Consider the following 18,525-nt stretch of genomic DNA (forward strand, 5'->3'; position numbering starts at 1 on the left):
GAACTTATGCCTGCGTGTAAGTCGGTGTTACTTCATGACTCACCACACGTGGTGAGCGTTCTAAAATTTTGGTATTTTTTGCTGCTTCTGCACCTAGAAACGTCGTGTTGGTTCTCGAACCTTCTTCATCATATTTCGCGACGTCTGAAAGTTTGATCATGTAGCCTGTCACGCGAATTAAGTCATTTGAAGTGACATTCGCGGTAAACTCACGATAACCAGCATTTAGTGCCCCTTTACATAAATTGAACATCGCTTCTGGGTTAGATTTCACCGTTTCATCAATCGTCAAAATATCGCTGATACCCGCACGATAATGCTGATGATGCTTCGCCGTTGCTTGTACATAAGTGACAGGGTCTGGCTCTGCACCATAAGGCAGACGTACACCTGGCGTAACATCATGATCTAAGCTAATGCCGCCTTGTGCATGTAAGAGCGCTTTGCCATCTAAACCATATTTCACCGGGGTTGAGTCCACCAGTTTAGCCAGTGTTGCTGAAACATCATGAGCAAAAGTATTTGCTCGATCATTTTTTCCGTATCGCCCTATTTGCCCTTCTTTTTCAAATAGAAGGTTTACCGCTTCGGCCATGCCGTAAACGCCATACATTGGCGCGAAATAGGACTCTTTTATCAACCCCTCTTGCGTCAAAAAGCCTTGAAAGAAGTTCGATTTTTCATGCAAGTGCGTGCTTCTTGCGTTTATGAGCTCGACCATTAATCGATGGTAAGAAGGCAACGCACTGTTTAAGAAGTCGTTACAGTCTGATGCTCGTTTTGCAACTTCTTTTAAATTCATTCGCACCAATGTGTTCGAGCCACCTGCTAATGGAAGCGAGTTGTAGCAACTTACGATACCAAAGTGTGAGCCGTTGTAGGCTTTCGCGTGCATTGGGTAATTGGCGATATGCGGTTTACTGCATTCACAAATGTTCTGTGTCGCTTGACGAAGTAAGTCATCAGGCGTAACTGTCTCATCGTACATAAAGGTGAGATTCGGTGCGATCTGCTTGAGCTCCGCATCTACTTTTAAAACAGTGCGACAAATAATGTTGTCTGTCGGTCCGACATTCACATGCATAAACGCATCTGGCAATGTGCGATCCAGCATGATCCAAAAATGTTTTAACTTTTTGTAAATCTGGCTCTCTGTTAGGTCGCCTATGTAAGGCAACAAGACATCATCTAACTGACCTAAGTAAACCGGAATGTTCGTTACCGAAGGAACATGATGGTAAATGATGGTAAGCATATTCAGCGCATCATCGAAATCATCAGCCGGAGACAACTCTAAATAGTCTGAGCCTTGCGATAGAAATTTAGCGTAATCAGGCAACACATAGCGAGGTTTAAACGGTGCATGACCTTCAAACATATCGCAGATGATGCCTTCATCCATTGCTTGTCTCAGTGATGGAGATACGGTCATATAAGGAATGTACGATTCCGCCTCTAAAGCTAAACAACTCGACTTCTGTTTTGGAGAAAGACGGACGTCGGTCGCGATATCTAGAAAACGTTGTTGTAGTTTAGAAAGGCTTGTCATCTAAGATATTCCTACAAAGTAACCACAAGCCCACAAGACAAAATACGAGCTCTACCCCTAAAGAGTAACGTGATTTTACTCCTGCTTGACTGTTGCCACTAATGAAAATAAACAAAACGTCTATTTCCATTCTGGAAATAAGACAAAGCTAAATTAGCGCATTCCAACTTACTATATGGGAAAACCTAACTGCGTACCGAAATCTGTCTTATTTATCGGTTTGCCGTCGACAACATCACTCCTGCACCAATAAATACTCCACCAGTCAAACGATTGAACAACTTCGCCCTTCCAGCGACAAACAACCAATCGGAGGCTTTTACCCCTAACAATGCATAAAATGTTAGCCAGCTAAGCTCAAAAACCACAAATGTAGACGCGAAAATCGCGAATTGAGACAGTAGCGGTGCGGAAGGTTCTATGAATTGAGGAAACAAAGCGGTGAAAAAGACTATCGCTTTGGGATTACTAGCGCCAACAATGAAACCACTAGTGAACGCGCTAAACGCTGTCGCGGAACTTTGAGTCGTTGCCGTTTTATTAAAATCTGTCTGAGATGAGCGCAACGCTTGAATACCTAACCAGATTAAGTAAGCGGCACCACACCATTTGATAATATTAAAAACTAACTCAGATGAAGCAATGACAACTCCCAGCCCGGTAAATGAGAGCGTAAGGATGATCGTAATCGCAGATAAACTGCCAAGCGCAGTCATGAAAGCAATACGAAACCCACTACTCACTCCTTTACTTAAACACAACAGTGAGCTTGGTCCTGGTGAAGCTGTGAGCACGAGAATGGCAAGAGTGTAAAAAATCCATGTATCTATTTGCATTGGCATCCCTTCCAGCAAAATGAGGTTTATAGCCCATTGTGTAGAACTATTTTATCGCCCGTTTATCGCCCGGTTTCTATCCATGATAGCCGAGGTCTTAATAACCATCTTGCATCTAAATAACTTAGAAAAAATTAACAGATAGTTATGCAAATAAAATACGATCTACATGCAAGGATGTAAAGCCTGTTGTATAAGCTTATCTATTTCTCTTAATCATAAAAAGGCTTAGGATCGATCTCTAACGATGAAGGCGCGATCGCTCTTTCAATTTTGTACGCACTCGTTTTTAAGTCCACCATCGTGACATCAATGTATCGTTTATACTTGCGGGAGTAGAAACATTTCACTTCTGGCTTTAATGCTTGAGATTCATTTGAAGACCAAACAATACCAACACGCCCATCGTTCAACTCGACAATGGAGCCTACGGGGTACATCCCAATGCAATTAATGAATTTGTAAACTAAGTCTGCGTCTAAATGAAATGGCGTTAGACTCAACAAGATTTTAAACGCTTCCGCAGAACTCATGCCTTTTTTGTAACAGCGATCAGCCGTTAGCGCATCGTAGATATCTACAATACAGCTCATACGGCCGTGAATTGGAATCTCATCCCCCTTCAAGCCTCTAGGATAACCATTGCCATCTAACTTCTCGTGGTGCATCAAACAAACATCACGGCTTACGTCACTAAGCCCTTTTACGTGAAGGATAATCTCACCTGCGAACACTTGATGTAGCTTCATATGTTCAAATTCTTCAGGCGTTAGCTTCGCTGGCTTGTGCAAGATCTTATCATCGACTTTAATTTTACCTACATCATGAATAATGCCACCTACAGCAAGCTGTTTTAGCGTTGGCTTATCCAAGCCCAAGTACTTACCGAATGACACTAAAAGACAAGCGACATTGACGGAGTGTTCCAATAAATAAGAGTCTTTTTTTCGGAGTGCAGAGACACACTGCAACGCATCTGAGTCAATAAAAACACTTTCAATGACATCGTCAGCCCAAGCTTCTACTTCATCAACTTCTATGATTTTTCCTTCAAAAGTTTGATTCAATAGTTTTTGCGCCAAATCTTTTGCTTCGGCGATCAGCTTTTTGGCTCGCTTGTGTTGGATGTCTCTCGAACGATAAGCTCGTTGACCCCTCTTAAAATCGGAGTGTTTCTGCTCTCGCGTCTCTTTAGTGGCACCAGTTGATTCATCTACAGGCTTGAAGACACACTGCTGCGAAGATAATGTTTGATCTACCCAAACATACTTTACGCCACTTGTAGCAAGCTTCTTAATGCCTTCAGGGCTAGATATCCGCCCTGCATTGGCTAAATTGACGCGCTTGTTGTGCTCTATCGCGGTAACAAACATACCAACGCCGATATCAGCGAGCGCAATTTTGATTGAATTTTTCGGATCGTACTGCATATAAAGAAGGCTTACTCGATATTAACGTCCGCATTATAAGAGATTTGATTACTTGGCGTGATAATAAATTTGAATTGATTACAATTAATGAGCATCCTGTCAATTAATAATCGGTCGCGCTCATTAAGTCCTTTTTGTTATTATGGTTTTATCCAAGATAACATATATACAAATGACGTTAGAAAACAGCACATTGATACCGACACAACTGAAAATAACTTTAGGATAATTATTCATAAATATTTATAGATTGCGGACGGCATCAATAACTGTATTTTATAAATGATTTTTACTGTTGACTATTTTTTATAAATGTCGATGATTAGCCGCCTAATCTTAGTATGTTATTAACCTAGTAGCGCATAAAATGATAGCCAAACAATTTGAACTGACACTTTTGTGATTGTAATGTACGCCAGCAGATCAACTCTATGTTATCAACCCCAACACTCATCTCTGATGCTAAAAGGCTCGAGGAGGAAATATCTTGACCACCCTATTTGACCAACAAGTCTCAGATAGTGACCGAGAGTTCCTAAAAATCGTCGAAGAACGATTCATTCATATCTTCGATGTATTTAACGAAGGCCTCTTTTACATGGATGAGTTTGGCACCATGGTATTTTATAACAAGGGCTTTTATGAGCAGCTTGGTATCAACGCTGGTCGAATCAGCTTAGAGCAATGGTTAGACCTTGTTCACCCTCTCGATCGAGAAAGACTCTCCACTCGGGTCGATGCTCACATCATTACCAACAACACGAGAGTCACAACGACCTACCGCGTGCGTAAACCCAATGGACAGTACGTCTGGATTGAAGGCGTAGCCATGACCAAAGAAACAGAACATGGTCATTATATGGTTGGTAGCCACCGTGATATTTCTGAACGCAAGCTGATGGAAAGCTACATTCATCAAGTCGCATTTCATGACAATGCGTCAGGTATGGCTAATCGCGCCCATCTCTTGCTGGATATTGAAGATAGTGTGCGAGCCACCGATTCTTGTGCATCTATCTGTTACATTCAGATAGAAGAGATTAAATCTTACTTAAATCAATATGGCAGCGAGTTGGTCGATGGGTTAGTGGAAAAATTGCTACAAACTCTCAGTCACCTACCTTCTCCAAATAGTTCTGTATATCGCGTACATGATGATGACTTTGCGATTTTGATTCACGATGAATGCTCGGTAGAAACGCTGCAAAGTTATGCCGAAAGTTTAAAGGAAACCTACCACGAGGCAGTGATTGAAGAGGGCCAATACTTAGGAAGTAACATTAGTATTGGTTTGTATCCTTGCATAGATCCAAGTCACTCAGCAGAGGAAATATTACGTAAAGCAGCACGAACTTGTCAGTACGCAAGCGAGCAGAATAAAGACCGTGTTGCGGTTTACAGTGAGAAAACTCAGCATGCCGTAGACCGTTATTTCTTTATTGAACAAGGTCTAAAAAGTGCACTAGAAAAACAGACATTAAGCGTTAAGTTTCAGCCAATTATTGACGCCAAAAGCTCAAAAGTGGTGAGCTTCGAATCTCTGGTTCGCTGGCGTAGCAAAGAGTTTGGCGAAATTTACCCAGACGAATTCATCCCCGTCGCAGAGAACAAAGGTTTGATTGTCGAGCTCGGATATCAAGTCTTTGCCAAAGCGTGTGAATTTATCAAAAACTACCGTGAGCGTTACCAAAACCAAGTTCGCGTCAACGTGAATGTTTCTGTACTTCAGTTAATGAACAGTGAATTCCCTGCGCGAATTAAAGCCATGGCGGATGAGGTTGGTGTCGATCCTGAGTCTATTGTTTTGGAACTAACAGAAACGTTTATTTTGGATAATAATCAGACAGCCATTGCCCCTCTGAATACCCTCAGGGAACTAGGATTTGCACTCTCTCTGGATGACTTTGGATCGGGTTACAGTTCATTAAATAGCTTCTTCGACCTCCCGATGACACAAATCAAAATTGATAGGTCGATGGCGTGGAAAACACTAACCAACCGCTCTTCACAAGAATATCTGAAGTTTCTTATCACTATGTGCCAGGAAAATAATATTGAAGTAGTGATTGAGGGAATTGAAGACGCCAAAATGTGTGAATTTTTTACCGAAATGGGCGTCGATTATCTGCAAGGTTATTGGTTCTCTAAGCCACTTTCTGTTGCCAGTGCAAGCCGCTATTCGTTGAGTTAAGCATACTAGAGCAATATTCCGCACGGCCACGTTAAACATGCTGAACTATTCACTATAGATTTCAGACACTAACTGGCCGTGACGAAAACAAAGCTTAATGCCCCCCTATTAACGTAGGCGTTCAAACACCACACTCTGATCTAAATGTTCGTGATACTGAGTGTAATCTAAGCCCACATCAAAGATATATTGGGTCACCAGGTTTCTAACGCACTCTATTAATTGGCTTGCTTGCCATGGTTTTTCAAAGTAGCGGTCAATGCCTGCGGAGTTGATCGCATTAATCGTATCGGTGTGCGTCGCTTGCCCGGTAAGAAGCACTTTTCTCGTAAAGCCAAAACGACCGTCTTTTGATACATCGGTCAGCAGCTCTACTCCCGTTTTACCTGGCATCACATGATCGGAAATAATCAATGCGATCATCTCGCCTTCTGCATCAAATTCATCCATCAGTTCTAGAGCCTCACCTGCTGATTCGCAGTCTTCGATATTCAACCATTGATTTAACGGCTCTAAATCTTGTAGAACCGCGCTTAGTACCTCTCGTTGGTCATCAACGCAAATTACATTAAGCTTCTCCATGTTCACCCTCTACTGGTAACTTGATTCTAAAAATCGTTTTTTCACTGTCGCTCTTTACCACAATAGAGCCGTTATATCCGGCGATAATGCGCTTCACAATCGACAGACCTAACCCTAAACCAAACGACAATCCCCCCTTTTTAGTGGTGAAGTTTGGCCGGAAAATTTTTCTACGTGTCGCTTCATCAATTTCTGGTCCGTTGTTAGCAATCGTGACCAAAATTTTACCCTTACTCTCCCGAGTATGTATTTCGATACCGGGTTTCTCCGTTTCACCAAGTGCATCGCACGCATTCTTTAATATATTTACCCAAACTTGGACGAGTTCGGTTTGAGAACCAATAAAAGCAGGTAAATCCGCAGGGCTAAAACGAACACTCACTCGTCTTAAGTCACTTTGCAATAGAGCCAAGGCGCGATTGATTGAATCATTGATGTTAATCGCTTCATCCAAGTCGATATCCGTGCGCCCCAATTGTTTTACGGATCGCACAATGCCAACGGTATGTTTAGAGGCGATGCGTAAGTCATGGAGATCTCGTCCCATTTGCCAGAAACGTATCGCTTCTTCTGGTCTTTTTAGCCAATGTTCTGAAAGGAAGTTGTTTGGAACGGCACGTGCAAGATCACGAGCAACCTCCTTGGTTAAACCGTAGTATTTTTCGAAGTGGCGCCCCCGCTTTCTCGCTTCGCTAGAAGAGACTTTCTGCCCTTGCATTAAACCAAAATCAAAAAATTGACTCGCTTCCGGATGAACTTCTTCAAGCAGTTCCATGATAACTGTCTCTAGCCGTTCTGATTTACTGCTTACAACGCCTATCGCATTGTTCAACTCATGAGCAATACCCGCTGCAAGCTGCCCCAACGTTGTCATTTGCTCTGCGGTATGAAGCTTTTGTAGTGCTTTTTCTTTAGCCAATGCCTCTTGCATTGCGCGCCGTTGACGACGAGATAATTCGTTAACCATCACAGGCATAAATTGTGTCGTCAATGGCCCGTATGTCGCCTCTTCCACGGCGGGTGTATCACGTTGTATCCAAGCTAATTCAACATCGGTTTGAGCAATCACTGTCGAAGAGGCAGTCCACGTACCAGAAAAGAAACTATGTACGCCAATAAACGCACCTTGAGACGCAGAAAATACCTGAATCGGTTTCTTGTCATCTTCCGCGTAATAGCCCGCCAGTTCTCCCGACAGCACATAGTACAAGCGATCGTTGTAGCCAGCTTGCTCAATAAGCACCGACCCGGATAGAACCGTTAATTGGCGTTCAAGGTGATTAAAGTAGCGTTGTACTAACGCGTCTAACTTCGTTTCGTACATGGGTTATCCAATATGCCCAACAGTATGTAAAATCCACACCATCACAAAGCTGAGTAATACGCCAATCACGCCTAGCACGGCACCGATACGAGCCATTTGGCCGCTCTCGACATGCCCTGTTGCATGAGCTAACGCGTTTGGTGGCGTACTAATTGGTAACGACATACCGAGTGAAGCGGCAAATGTCACGACCAAGATCAGAGTAACTTCACCGCCGAGAGGCGTTAGCGAAGCCATAGAAGTACCCAGCGCAGCCATAATCGGCATCAGCAAGTTTGCTGTGGCTGTATGCGACATAAAGTTTGCCATTAACAAGCACAAGAAAGCCGCACCAAACAAGACAACATATGGCGAGAACTGATCAAACGGAATGCTGTGTACCACCAGCTTCGCAAGCCCGGTTTTATCTAGAGCAAGGCCCAGAGCAATACCGCCTGACACCAACCAAAGCACATCCCAAGAGATTTTCTTCAAGTCTTCTTTGTTGATGATGCCCGTCAATGAGAACACTGCGACCGGAATTAATGCTACTGTGTAAGAATTCATTCCATGTGCAGAACCCATCAACCAAAGAATAATCGTGCCGGCAAAGGTGACGTAAACCATTATTGCTTTGGGTGTTTTCAAAAACTTGCTTTTAATGTTCAGATCGATGGTGGTTTGTTCGGCTTTATACAAAAAGCCAATCAGAAACCAGGCTAACGCCATCATCACAATAACGAATGGCACACCAAATACCATCCATTCACCAAACGTAATTAAGTTGTCACCAACCAAATATTTTAGGGCGATGGCATTCGGTGGCGTGCCGATTGGAGTACCAATGCCACCAATGTTGGCTGCAACAGGAATACACAAGGCGAATGCAATTCGACCTGGGTCTTTAGGCCCGAAAACCGCTATCACAGGGGTTAAAATGGACAACATCATCGCTGTTGTTGCGGTGTTTGACATAAACATGGAAAAAACAGCGGTGATCAGCATCAACCCCAGCATAACGAACTTTGGTTTTTGTCCAAATGGTTTGAGTAACACTCGGGCTAAGTTGACATCTAACCTGTACTTTGTCGCCGCCATAGCCAAAAAGAAACCGCCGAGGAAGAGCATGATAATCGGACTAGCGAAGGTCGCCATTATCTCGTTGTATTGTAATAGCTCACCAAAATGTGGCTGCCCTTCTTGCAAACGAAAGAGCACAATACCTTTATTTGATACAAGCAATAGCTCTAGGACAATGATCACAACCGAAGTGGCGTAGATTGGAATTGGCTCGAATACCCAGCAAAGTGCGGCAAGCAAGAAGATTGCAATCACTCTTTGCTGGACGATAGTAATGCCATCAAATGGGAACGCAGAGAGAGGCATTAACCAAACAAGCAATGGTATCAATGTTGGAACAACGTATTTGAGATAAGGGCGCATAGTACTACTTCTCTTCCTGAGATGGTTAGCCAGACACATTTGGCGTTTGGAACGCTATTACCCGCCGTAAAACCAAAACTTTCAGACTGTTTTAAGCCTTCAGAGACGAAATGCGGTAATGGCGTTCCAGAGAAGATTATGTACACTGTTTTCAAACAAAACGTTGGTGCGAGATCAATGAACTCGTTTTCACATTGGAAAACATTTTATATCTGTGTTCAAGCTCACTATTTAAGTTAAATATACTTTTCCATCATAAAGTTAGTTAAGGTTTCTCCCCTAACCTCAACACGTTGTCGAGACTTAACTGTGAAACCCATTTTCTCGTAAAAAGGTCGGGCGGTAATACTCACTTCAGAATACAGTCGTTTTATCCCCTGTACTTTTGCCTGTGAAAAAAGAAAAGACATCAAATCACGACCAACACCTTGTCCTTGGTATTCATGATGGCAAAAGAAATGATCAATCAAGCCGTCACCTTGCAAATCACAATAGCCAACGACCTGCCCTTCTATCTCCGCGACGTATGGTTGAATATCGTCCATTTTTCGTTGCCACACATCGAGGTCAAAATCTGATGGTGCCCAAGCGGAAACTTGTGATTCCGTATAATCGCGACGATTAATGATTCGCACAGTATGGTAAAAGAGTGCCCACAGTGTTGGGGCATCCTCGGTGCGATAACAGCGTATTGAGAGCATCAATTTCCTCATTCCTATTCAATAAATACTAAGCATTAACGCAAAGTGATACTAGTGAACTCATCATTTTCAATGCCAATCACTAAAGGCTTCCCAATCTGATTACTGTTCATCAATACGGTAGTATTCAGCTCACGGCTTGATCTGCGTATATTGCTTTTTCTTATGATATGAATATTCACAATATAATCGGAATACTCCTTTGTGATTCCGCCGGAAAATTCTACGTGCTCACTTTCATTGTCTCGGACAACATGAAATTTTCGATTGGCTTGAATATCAGTACTGATGGAGGAGTCGCCATAGCTCAGCACAACGGACGTTGGTTCGCTATCTTGATTGGCAAAACAGCCAAATGCGAACATGCTTAATGCGAGTATACTTTTTGATTTAAACATTAATTATTCTATTTCTAGTTATTTTTCTGCTATTTGCATGACCAAACAGCACTTGTTCTGTGAGCGCCTATTGTGCCATAGCTGAACGCTGACTCTAAACGCGCAAAAAGATGAGCGATGAAAATTCCGTCCAAAACAAGCAAATGTGAGACAATGTGAGGGTCCCAAACTCACTCAACCAGTCAAAGGCCACTGTAAACCTCTGTTTTTTATGCTTTTAATTCATGTGACCGTGTAAGGAATACATACAACCTCTTACTTTTTCATACGCAACTAGACGAATCGTTCGAGAAATACGGCATCGTCTATGCCACATGTTACAAATCGGCTTACCTTATTATTACGTATGAACTGGAATTATGGCACTAACTTCCCTCTCTCTTTTAATAAGGAGAGGATTTCAACAATCAGACTTGCCACGTTTTTATAGCTAAAATCAATAGAGCGTTACCAGCATCGGTTGGTCTAGGAGCAATAAATGAAAGACCCTCTCAACTTTACTCACCTTGTAAAAATTTGGCTCATGTCAATCGCGGTTATGCTGGGTGGATGCACTCAAGGAGATTGGCGTACCGCAAGCAGAGAACCTGCGGGTATCGCACCCGATCCTTCCAATGTCAAGCATGCTGTGATTGAGTTTTACGCCGCAGACGCGTTTGGTTGGCGAGGCTGGTTTGCCGTTCATACATGGTTTGCAATAAAGCCTGAAAATGCGAACGAATATACAGTGTATGAAGTAGTCGGCTGGAGAGTGAATCGCGGACAACCCGCTCTATATCAGTACCAAACTGGGACGCCAGATCGATATTGGTATGGTGCAAAACCAGAAAAGATCCTCTCCATACAAGGTGAAAAGGCCCGCCAGCTTATCCCTAAAATACAAAGTGTGATTAACCAATACCCTTGGGCTGAAGAATATACGCTGTTTCCAGGGCCAAATAGCAATACATTTCCGGCTTGGGTGGGTAAACAAATTCCAGAATTAGAGCTTAACTTGCCGTTTCGCGCAATTGGTAGCGGTTACGCCAGCGATTAACAGCAAAGATTAGTCACTGGCTCGTTTTATGTTCAGCATAAAGCGCAATATCTATTGTGCGTCGTCACCCAACTCCGTTCTATTTCTTCCATTATGTTTCGCTTTATACAGTGCATTATCGGCGTCTTTCATTACCGCTTCAATTGGTGTGTCATTGCCTTTCCAGTGAGAAACGCCCAACGAAACCGTGACTTTACCAACCACCTGGAAGTCATGTTGTTCCACGTTGTGTCTAATACGCTCTGCAACATCCATAGCGTGGTTTACGTCTGTTTTTTCCAAAAACATCATAAATTCTTCACCGCCAGAACGACACAGGTGATCATTAGAGCGAGCTTGGTCTTTCATTAACTGCGCAAACTCTCTAAGTAAGTTGTCACCCACGTCATGGCCATAGTTATCGTTTACGCTCTTAAAGTGGTCAATATCTAGCGCCAAAACAGAGAACGCGGTATTTTCCTGCTTAAACAAACCAAGAACTTTATCTAATCCACGTCGATTCAATAATCCAGTCATCGAATCTGTTAATGTATCCAGTTGCAGCTTATCAATGGTTTTTGACACGATACCAAATGCTTTAAGAAAACTAAGCTTCAAATGTGAGACCTCAAAATACCAAGACTTAACCAGTTTGAGATCATCGATAGATGATGAATGTTCTTCGACACCTCGCACAGCACCCGCTAACTGCCAAAGTGGTCTAGAAATAAGAAGGGACAAGAACCAAATTAGCAGCAAAGTTAATAAACCAATTGGAATCGACTTAAGGAAAACATTCCACATCTGTTCATCTAGCACAGATAACGTCATCGATTTCGGGCGCTGAGCAACAATTCCCCATCCTGATGACTTTACTGGTGCATAACCAGCAAGCATTTCGACGCCGCGAGAGTTAACAATTTCTTTGTTACCGCTCTGCCCTATCGTCACCGCTTTGATTGCCTCATTATCGTCAATTACTTCACCAACTCTCGATTGATCTGGGTGATAAATCAGAGTGTTACTCTCATCGACAACGTAAAGGAAAGAACCATCTTTGTATGCGTGCTGGCTGAGTAACTCTGCAAGAATATTTTCTTTTTCTAGATAAATAGTGCCGCCGATATAACCTAAATATTCATTAGATTGAGAAAATATAGGGTATGAGATGGTTAACAAGTAATTTCCAGCTGGCGATATAAATGGTTCAGTAACAACCGGTGCTTGAGCGTTTAAAGACTGGCGTTTTCTTTCACCCACTAACCTTACACCTTTCACCTGAAGTGTTTCAGGGGATACAGAAATAATAACCCCTTTTGCATTAACGACAACCACAGAGTTAAATGATTTGGTTTGCGTTCTTAATCTCTCAGCCTCTTTATCAAGAAGCTGAGCGTCATGCATCTTGTCTTTTAGCACGTTCGCACTGTATTTTAGCTGCGACATTGAGCTTTCTATGAAAGAGTCTGTCATTTCAGACATTTTTTGGGCGTAAACACGGTTTGATTCTAACGTGTTATTGATGATGAGATCCCTTTGAACACGATAAATCGAGTAGAATGCGTTGATCAAAGTGACAAGCACACTGAACACACATAGGGTGACAATAAGATTTCTAAGATTGAGTTTTTCTTTTCTTCTAAAAGACATTGCCAATGGCCAACTTTGAAGGCTTTCTATATGAATGAGCGTATAGGTTATATGAAATTGATTTGATTTTCAGGTAGTAAGTTGGGATCAATGTTAATATTTGCTCACATTAAAGAGCACTTTATGAGCTAAAAAGAGAATTCAGTAGCACGATAAAGAAACCGTGCTACTTTCATATTTGGCGTTTAAGAGGGTTTTGTCTCTGTCATCGTTTTTAATATATCCACAACTAGCTGATGATCATCTAACTGCGGTAAACCCGATACCGTCACAACCCCAACCAAACCAGACCCAGAAAGCCGAATTGGGAACGCGCCACCATGAGCGCAGTACTCACGAGCATCGAGATGAGGCTGATTTTCGAAATCACGTTGCTTTTGCTTGTTGTACAGAGAAAGATAGTAAGAGCTGTGGCCATACCTTAATACTGAGTTTCGCTTCCTACGGACCCAATCTACATGATCAGCGCAGGTTCCTGCCATCGCGTATTGAAATAGCGTTTGTCCAAAGCCGTAAACCTCAATAGCAACAGCCGCGCCGCGAGCTTCAGCCTCTTCTTTTAGAGCGAGGCCGATAGACCACGCAATATGGTGATTAAATTCCGCCAACTGAAGTTCATGCTCTTGCAGGGCCACGAGTTCAAGCGTCAAACTCATGGTTTCACCTGAATCGTTTTACCCGTTTTACTGCTTTCCAATGCCATCTCAATCAGAGCGATATTCTGTACTGCTTGAGCGGCAGGAACCGGGTTATCAGTGCCCAAACGAATGGCGTCTGCCACACCAACAAAGTAAGCTTGGTACGCGCCTCTCTCCGTTTTGATAGTTTGCGCACCGTCTTCGTCGTAACGGACACCGTATAACGCCTCATCTTCTTCCGACCAAGCATCGTTTTCCGGCAAACGGCCTTCTTTTAAGTAGCCCTCTTGAGGATCTAATCCGAACTTTTCATATTTAGCTTCCGTACCCAATACTTTGTAGCGGAGATTCGGCTTTGGGCTATACAAGTTTGAATGCAAGTGCACAATATGCTCAGGGTAATGAAGTATCAAATTGTAATAATCAATCGTTGTCGCACCCGGGCGCATCATTCGACATTGTGCGTCTATCGCATCTGGCAAGCCAAACAACACCAATGCTTGATCGAGAAGATGAGGAGCAAGGTCGAATAGAATACCACCACCATCTTGGGCTAGCTCTCGCCAGCGTTGACGAACTTCAGGGCGGTAACGGTCAAAGTGTGACTCGAATAGCTTTATATCACCTAACTTACCTTGTTCGATAAGAGATTTAACCGTGAGAAAATCTCCATCCCAACGTCTATTGTGAAAAACGCTCAGCACCAGACCTTTCTCTTCCGCCAAGGCGATAAGTTCATTACCGTCTTCTATACGAGTAACAAACGGTTTCTCGACGATGACGTGTTTCCCATTGTTCAACGCACGCTTTGCAAGTTCGTAATGTACGTCATTTGGCGCAGTAATGATTACGAGCTCTGCATCACTATCATCGAGTAAAGTATTCGCGTCAGAAAACCACTTAGCATCTGGCCAATCATTTTGAACCGCCTCCTGTTGACGAGAGCTTATCGCGCTCAGCGTTAAATTTGGTAGCGATTTAATGAAGGGTAAATGAAACGTTTTTGCTGAATATCCGTAACCAATCACAGCGGTTTTTACGGGATCGTAAGCCATTCTAAGATTCCTTATTTCGGTGATACAACAATACATTCAATATCATTGTGATCGAGGAGTTGTTGAAAATCTGATTGAGGGGGATGGTCTGTAATAATGATGTCGATCTTTGACAAATCACATACGTGGTGGAAATTGTCGCTACCAATTTTTCGGGATTCACAAACGACGATGACCTGCTGAGCTTGAGCAATCATCGCTTGTTTCATTGTTGCTTCTAACAAACTATTTGTTGTCAGCCCTCGGGATGACAATGCACACACGCCAATGAACGCTTTGTTCACGTGATAATGCTGCATTTGCTGCTCTGCTTGCGCCCCTAAAACTGCTCTGGCATAAGGGTCAAAGTGTCCGCCTAAGAAATGAACGTCCATTGTGTCGTTTGTCTCAGCAGCGGTCAGCACATCAATGCTGTTAGTAACGACGTTGAGCTTGTTTTCTCCACAACGCGCTTTTCCTGCATAGAGTGGGAGCAGAGACAAAATGGTGCTGGTATCAATAACAAGATGGTCGCGCTCATCCAACAACGCTGCGGCAGCTTGAGCTAGTCGATGTTTAACGTCACTCAAGGGTCGACTCGCGTATGCCTCGGTATGGGAAGAGATCGGCGCAAGCATGACACCACCTCGTATTCTTTGTAACCCAGGTTGCTGACTCAACTTAACTAAGTCTCGGCGAGCTGAATCTCGCGAGATACCAAAGTACTCACAAACTTCAGACAACGTTACTTTGTTTTGCTGCTCCAGCTTCGCTCTGAGTGCTACGAGTCTTTCTTCTTGTGTCATAACTTAAATTCACTTAAGTGATTTTAAGTGAACTTGCCACAATAATAGAAAAATTACCAACAAAACCACTTACAACCAACTCAATTGACCAAAGGTTAACCAAAGATAAATGAGCAGCAAGGCAAAACTTCCTAGGACGGTACGTTCACTCAAGCCCACATAGTTAGGCGTATGAAGTTTATTTATACCCGTTTAAAACAACTGGCTCATCTAGCCCTAACTTCACTCTATTTCTTTTAATAAGCGCTTTTGGTAGTGGAATAAACCCAGCATTTCGTACCTGTTGTGTATTGTTGTCGGTTGTAAGGAGTTCAAATAGCTTTGATTTTTTGATCTTCTGATTAGTGTCGAATTGTTTATTTATATAAACGTAATAGACCACGGAAAATGGATAGCGAAGAGAATAGATGCAATCTGTGCTCAAAGAGCATGAGTCATCGTTATGATGAACAGAGAGAGCCTTGTAGCTCGACCACTGTTCTGAGTATTTAAAATCGGAGTATCGCATATAAGCTTTGGCTGACAAGTCGTCGCTTAAAGCCCGTTTCAATCGGTCTTCATCAAGCATTTGAATCGATGATTGACAACCATTAGAGCTCACATCTGGGTTACTTAAACGCATCTCCCCGAAAGCATACGTATTTGCATCACAGCGTTTCAATTCACTAACGGAAAAACTATCTACCGTACTCTTTTGACTATTGATTACGACAATAGCGTTTGCCATTAAAAACAAACGTGTAGGCCTGTGACCTCTTTCTCGTTGAAATCGGGAGATGTTTTCATCTGACCATTTCTTAGATGTGATCGCAATAGAGGTTCCGTCATTTAGCATGTCGTTAAAACCACCAGACTGAGATGCAAGCGCTACATTTACATTTGGCTCATCTATCAATGTTTCTATCGTTTCTAGTATCTCTGGTTCGACAAAAATCGATGTTCGAGCCTCAGAGTCAGAAAATGCCAGCGGTGAAATCAAACATGAAGTTAGAGCAAGGAAAGGCAAGACTTTAATTTTCATAATTCAACTCCAACTTCGAATTAGGTGTCAACTCGCTGTCCGAACTAAATATAGTCCACGCTTGTTCAGTACTTTCAGCTTTCGTGTTTACAACAGCAATTGTGCGCCTTTCCCGTTTTTTTAGTTGTACCGTCAATGCCGTATTCTGATAAAACTCTTGCTCTTCAATTCGATTGTCTTGAATGCCGTTTCTCACTAGCAATTCTCGTATAGCTGCCGTTCTTTTCTTTGCCAACGCTTTGTTGTATTCGAGTGACGCTTCAGGGCTTGTGTCTCCTATCAGTATGACTTGCGCATTTGGGTTACTCTGAAGCAATGCTTTCAACTCGCTTAGCGGCATATCATGAGATGACGTTACCTGATGCTCATCCATCGCAAAGAAAAAACTGATCAGGTGTGTCTGCGAGTCGTTGACCCAATTCGCACAGCCTTCACTGTCAACAACGACACCTTTTGGCGTATCTGCGCAGTTATCTCGTTGGTTTATCACGCCATCACTATCATTGTCTTTAAGGTCGTTGTACTGGTAAGTGGTCAACGTCGTATTCGGTGATTCAGCACAGCCTGCTAACATAAAAACTAGAAGACTCGTCACTGCGAATTTATCCATTATTGTTCTCCTTCCAGTTCTCTGGATACTCAACTCGCAACGCATAAGTCAGAATCCCCATCGAGTTGAATAAACGGTAAGTGGCAACCAAATGATCGTACTTTGTTCGGGTATAGTTCCGTCTCGCAACAAACGTTTCAACTTTGGCATCTAATACATCTAACAAACTGCGTCGCCCTACATTGAACTGCTGGATGTACCCTAATTCAGTTACTTTCGCCGCATCAACGTTGACTTTTAAAAACTCCATTTGCTGTTGAAGCAATGTATGTGCGTCCCATGCCAGCCTTACACCTTCATTCGCATCTAGTTCTGCATTTGCTCGAATAGCCCTCGCCTCCTCTACTCGCCAGGCAGATGACTCCACTCGGGAGTCTGTAGAAAAGCCGTTAAAAAGATCGTAGTTGACCGTCAGCATAACCTTTGCATCTTCGTTAATGCCTTCAATATTATCCACGTTGTCTGTTTTGTTGGCTGACAGCTCAAGCTTGAGCTCTGGGTAGTAATCCCCCTTTTCTCTTTTTACTTCATGTCGAGCCGCCTCTAAATCTTTCATCGCCGACTGTATGGATGGGTGCAACCTAACCGCTTGTTTGAGTGCTTCGTCAAGCTTATTCGGAAGCAATTCCTGCGGGTAAACAGGCTCAACTAAGTTTTGCGGCGCTCGACCAACCAAACGTACAAATCTTGTTCTAGCATCGGAAAGATTGTTTTGGGCGGCAATCAATGAGGACTGTGTTGTCGCGACACGCGAAGAAACCTGCGCTAAGTCGGAGTTGCTGGTTAAACCTTTTTCTTTTTTATCTAGAATGAAACGGTAGATCTCTTGGTGTTCATTTAGGTTTCTTTCTGTCAGTTTCATCAACTCTCGGGCATGTAAAACATCCACATACGCTCTGACAGTATCTAATGCAACATTTTCCGCAGATGCCAATAAGTCCAAGCGTTCAGCTTCAGCCTCGTAAGATAGGCGATCAACATCAGCACTTGTTTTAAATCCATCAAATAACAGTTGGGAGATTCTTACGCCCATCTCCGTTCTTTCTAATGTTCTATCTTCACTGTCGATGTAGTTTCCGTTGTTATATCGAGTACCTTCGTACCCTGCTGCTGCATACAAATTAACCTGAGGAAGAAATGAACCATTTATGGCATTTCGGTCTCGTACCATCGACTCATAGCGAGAATAGCGAGCAAGCAAACTGGGGGAGCTATCGAGAGATAACGTAACTGACTCTTCTAAAGTCAAAGCGTTTGGCGACGATGATACTGCAAACAAGACCAATAACGTTGATTTAAGCCGCATCTTATATCCTTA

At 42.9% G+C, this 18,525-nt stretch carries 17 protein-coding genes; 2 read left to right on the top strand and 15 right to left on the bottom strand.

Annotated features, from left to right (window positions below; genetic code table 11):
• Positions 1–4: 4 nt before the first annotated feature.
• The 3 genes from R7O03_RS06455 to R7O03_RS06465 form a co-directional block, all read right to left on the bottom strand.
• Positions 5–1,549, bottom strand: a complete 1,545-nt coding sequence (locus tag R7O03_RS06455) for a YjjI family glycine radical enzyme (protein ID WP_318131595.1) — start codon at positions 1,547–1,549, stop codon at positions 5–7.
• Between the two features lie 212 nt (positions 1,550–1,761).
• Positions 1,762–2,385: a LysE family translocator gene (locus R7O03_RS06460; protein ID WP_017634019.1), complete on the bottom strand. Its 624-nt coding sequence runs from the start codon at positions 2,383–2,385 to the stop codon at positions 1,762–1,764.
• Between the two features lie 212 nt (positions 2,386–2,597).
• Positions 2,598–3,815: an HD-GYP domain-containing protein gene (locus R7O03_RS06465; RefSeq protein ID WP_064368376.1), complete on the bottom strand. Its 1,218-nt coding sequence runs from the start codon at positions 3,813–3,815 to the stop codon at positions 2,598–2,600.
• 487 nt (positions 3,816–4,302) lie between these two features.
• Between R7O03_RS06465 and R7O03_RS06470 the strand changes: the two genes are divergently transcribed.
• Positions 4,303–6,006, top strand: coding sequence for a putative bifunctional diguanylate cyclase/phosphodiesterase (locus tag R7O03_RS06470; protein WP_138939414.1), 1,704 nt, complete (start codon positions 4,303–4,305; stop codon positions 6,004–6,006).
• A gap of 108 nt (positions 6,007–6,114) precedes the next feature.
• On the opposite strand, the gene R7O03_RS06475 is transcribed toward R7O03_RS06470, so the two are convergent.
• The 5 genes from R7O03_RS06475 to R7O03_RS06495 form a co-directional block, all read right to left on the bottom strand.
• A complete protein-coding gene (locus tag R7O03_RS06475) occupies positions 6,115–6,588 on the bottom strand; it encodes a response regulator (RefSeq protein ID WP_053303110.1) in 474 nt (157 codons plus the stop codon).
• The gene (locus tag R7O03_RS06480) at positions 6,575–7,912 is read right to left on the bottom strand and encodes an ATP-binding protein (RefSeq protein WP_275114990.1); all 1,338 of its coding nucleotides are present in this window, start codon (positions 7,910–7,912) and stop codon (positions 6,575–6,577) included. The genes R7O03_RS06475 and R7O03_RS06480 overlap by 14 nt, the downstream gene beginning before the upstream one ends.
• Positions 7,913–7,915: 3 nt before the next feature.
• Positions 7,916–9,334: an SLC13 family permease gene (locus tag R7O03_RS06485; protein WP_017634015.1), complete on the bottom strand. Its 1,419-nt coding sequence runs from the start codon at positions 9,332–9,334 to the stop codon at positions 7,916–7,918.
• A 236-nt stretch (positions 9,335–9,570) separates the two neighbouring features.
• Positions 9,571–10,035, bottom strand: coding sequence for a GNAT family N-acetyltransferase (locus R7O03_RS06490; protein ID WP_017820619.1), 465 nt, complete (start codon positions 10,033–10,035; stop codon positions 9,571–9,573).
• Positions 10,036–10,070: 35 nt separating this feature from the next.
• A complete protein-coding gene (locus R7O03_RS06495) occupies positions 10,071–10,433 on the bottom strand; it encodes a hypothetical protein (protein WP_054579459.1) in 363 nt (120 codons plus the stop codon).
• 478 nt (positions 10,434–10,911) lie between these two features.
• Here R7O03_RS06495 and R7O03_RS06500 point away from each other — a divergent pair, with 478 nt between their 5' ends.
• The gene (locus tag R7O03_RS06500) at positions 10,912–11,469 is read left to right on the top strand and encodes a DUF3750 domain-containing protein (RefSeq protein ID WP_064353879.1); all 558 of its coding nucleotides are present in this window, start codon (positions 10,912–10,914) and stop codon (positions 11,467–11,469) included.
• Between the two features lie 51 nt (positions 11,470–11,520).
• Here R7O03_RS06500 and R7O03_RS06505 read toward each other — a convergent pair whose 3' ends face one another.
• The 7 genes from R7O03_RS06505 to R7O03_RS06535 form a co-directional block, all read right to left on the bottom strand.
• Positions 11,521–13,098 carry a sensor domain-containing diguanylate cyclase gene (locus R7O03_RS06505; protein WP_318131596.1) on the bottom strand — a complete coding sequence of 526 codons (1,578 nt, stop codon included), beginning with the start codon at positions 13,096–13,098 and terminating at the stop codon, positions 11,521–11,523.
• A gap of 185 nt (positions 13,099–13,283) precedes the next feature.
• Positions 13,284–13,754 carry a heme-degrading domain-containing protein gene (locus R7O03_RS06510; protein WP_053306491.1) on the bottom strand — a complete coding sequence of 157 codons (471 nt, stop codon included), beginning with the start codon at positions 13,752–13,754 and terminating at the stop codon, positions 13,284–13,286.
• Positions 13,751–14,791 (bottom strand): oxidoreductase, encoded by a 1,041-nt coding sequence (locus R7O03_RS06515; RefSeq protein WP_318131597.1) that lies wholly within the window; start codon positions 14,789–14,791, stop codon positions 13,751–13,753. Before R7O03_RS06515 ends, R7O03_RS06510 begins: the two co-directional genes overlap by 4 nt.
• An 11-nt stretch (positions 14,792–14,802) precedes the next feature.
• Complete coding sequence (locus R7O03_RS06520; RefSeq protein WP_318131598.1) at positions 14,803–15,576, bottom strand: DeoR/GlpR family DNA-binding transcription regulator; 774 nt, start codon at positions 15,574–15,576, stop codon at positions 14,803–14,805.
• Positions 15,577–15,754: 178 nt separating this feature from the next.
• Positions 15,755–16,597: a phosphate ABC transporter substrate-binding protein gene (locus R7O03_RS06525; RefSeq protein ID WP_318131599.1), complete on the bottom strand. Its 843-nt coding sequence runs from the start codon at positions 16,595–16,597 to the stop codon at positions 15,755–15,757.
• Positions 16,587–17,207 carry an OmpA family protein gene (locus tag R7O03_RS06530; RefSeq protein WP_054574113.1) on the bottom strand — a complete coding sequence of 207 codons (621 nt, stop codon included), beginning with the start codon at positions 17,205–17,207 and terminating at the stop codon, positions 16,587–16,589. The genes R7O03_RS06525 and R7O03_RS06530 overlap by 11 nt, the downstream gene beginning before the upstream one ends.
• Positions 17,200–18,513: a TolC family outer membrane protein gene (locus R7O03_RS06535; RefSeq protein WP_005377756.1), complete on the bottom strand. Its 1,314-nt coding sequence runs from the start codon at positions 18,511–18,513 to the stop codon at positions 17,200–17,202. Before R7O03_RS06535 ends, R7O03_RS06530 begins: the two co-directional genes overlap by 8 nt.
• Positions 18,514–18,525 lie beyond the last annotated feature (12 nt).

Source organism: Vibrio sp. Vb2960 (assembly GCF_033337665.1).
GTDB lineage: Bacteria > Pseudomonadota > Gammaproteobacteria > Enterobacterales > Vibrionaceae > Vibrio > Vibrio alginolyticus.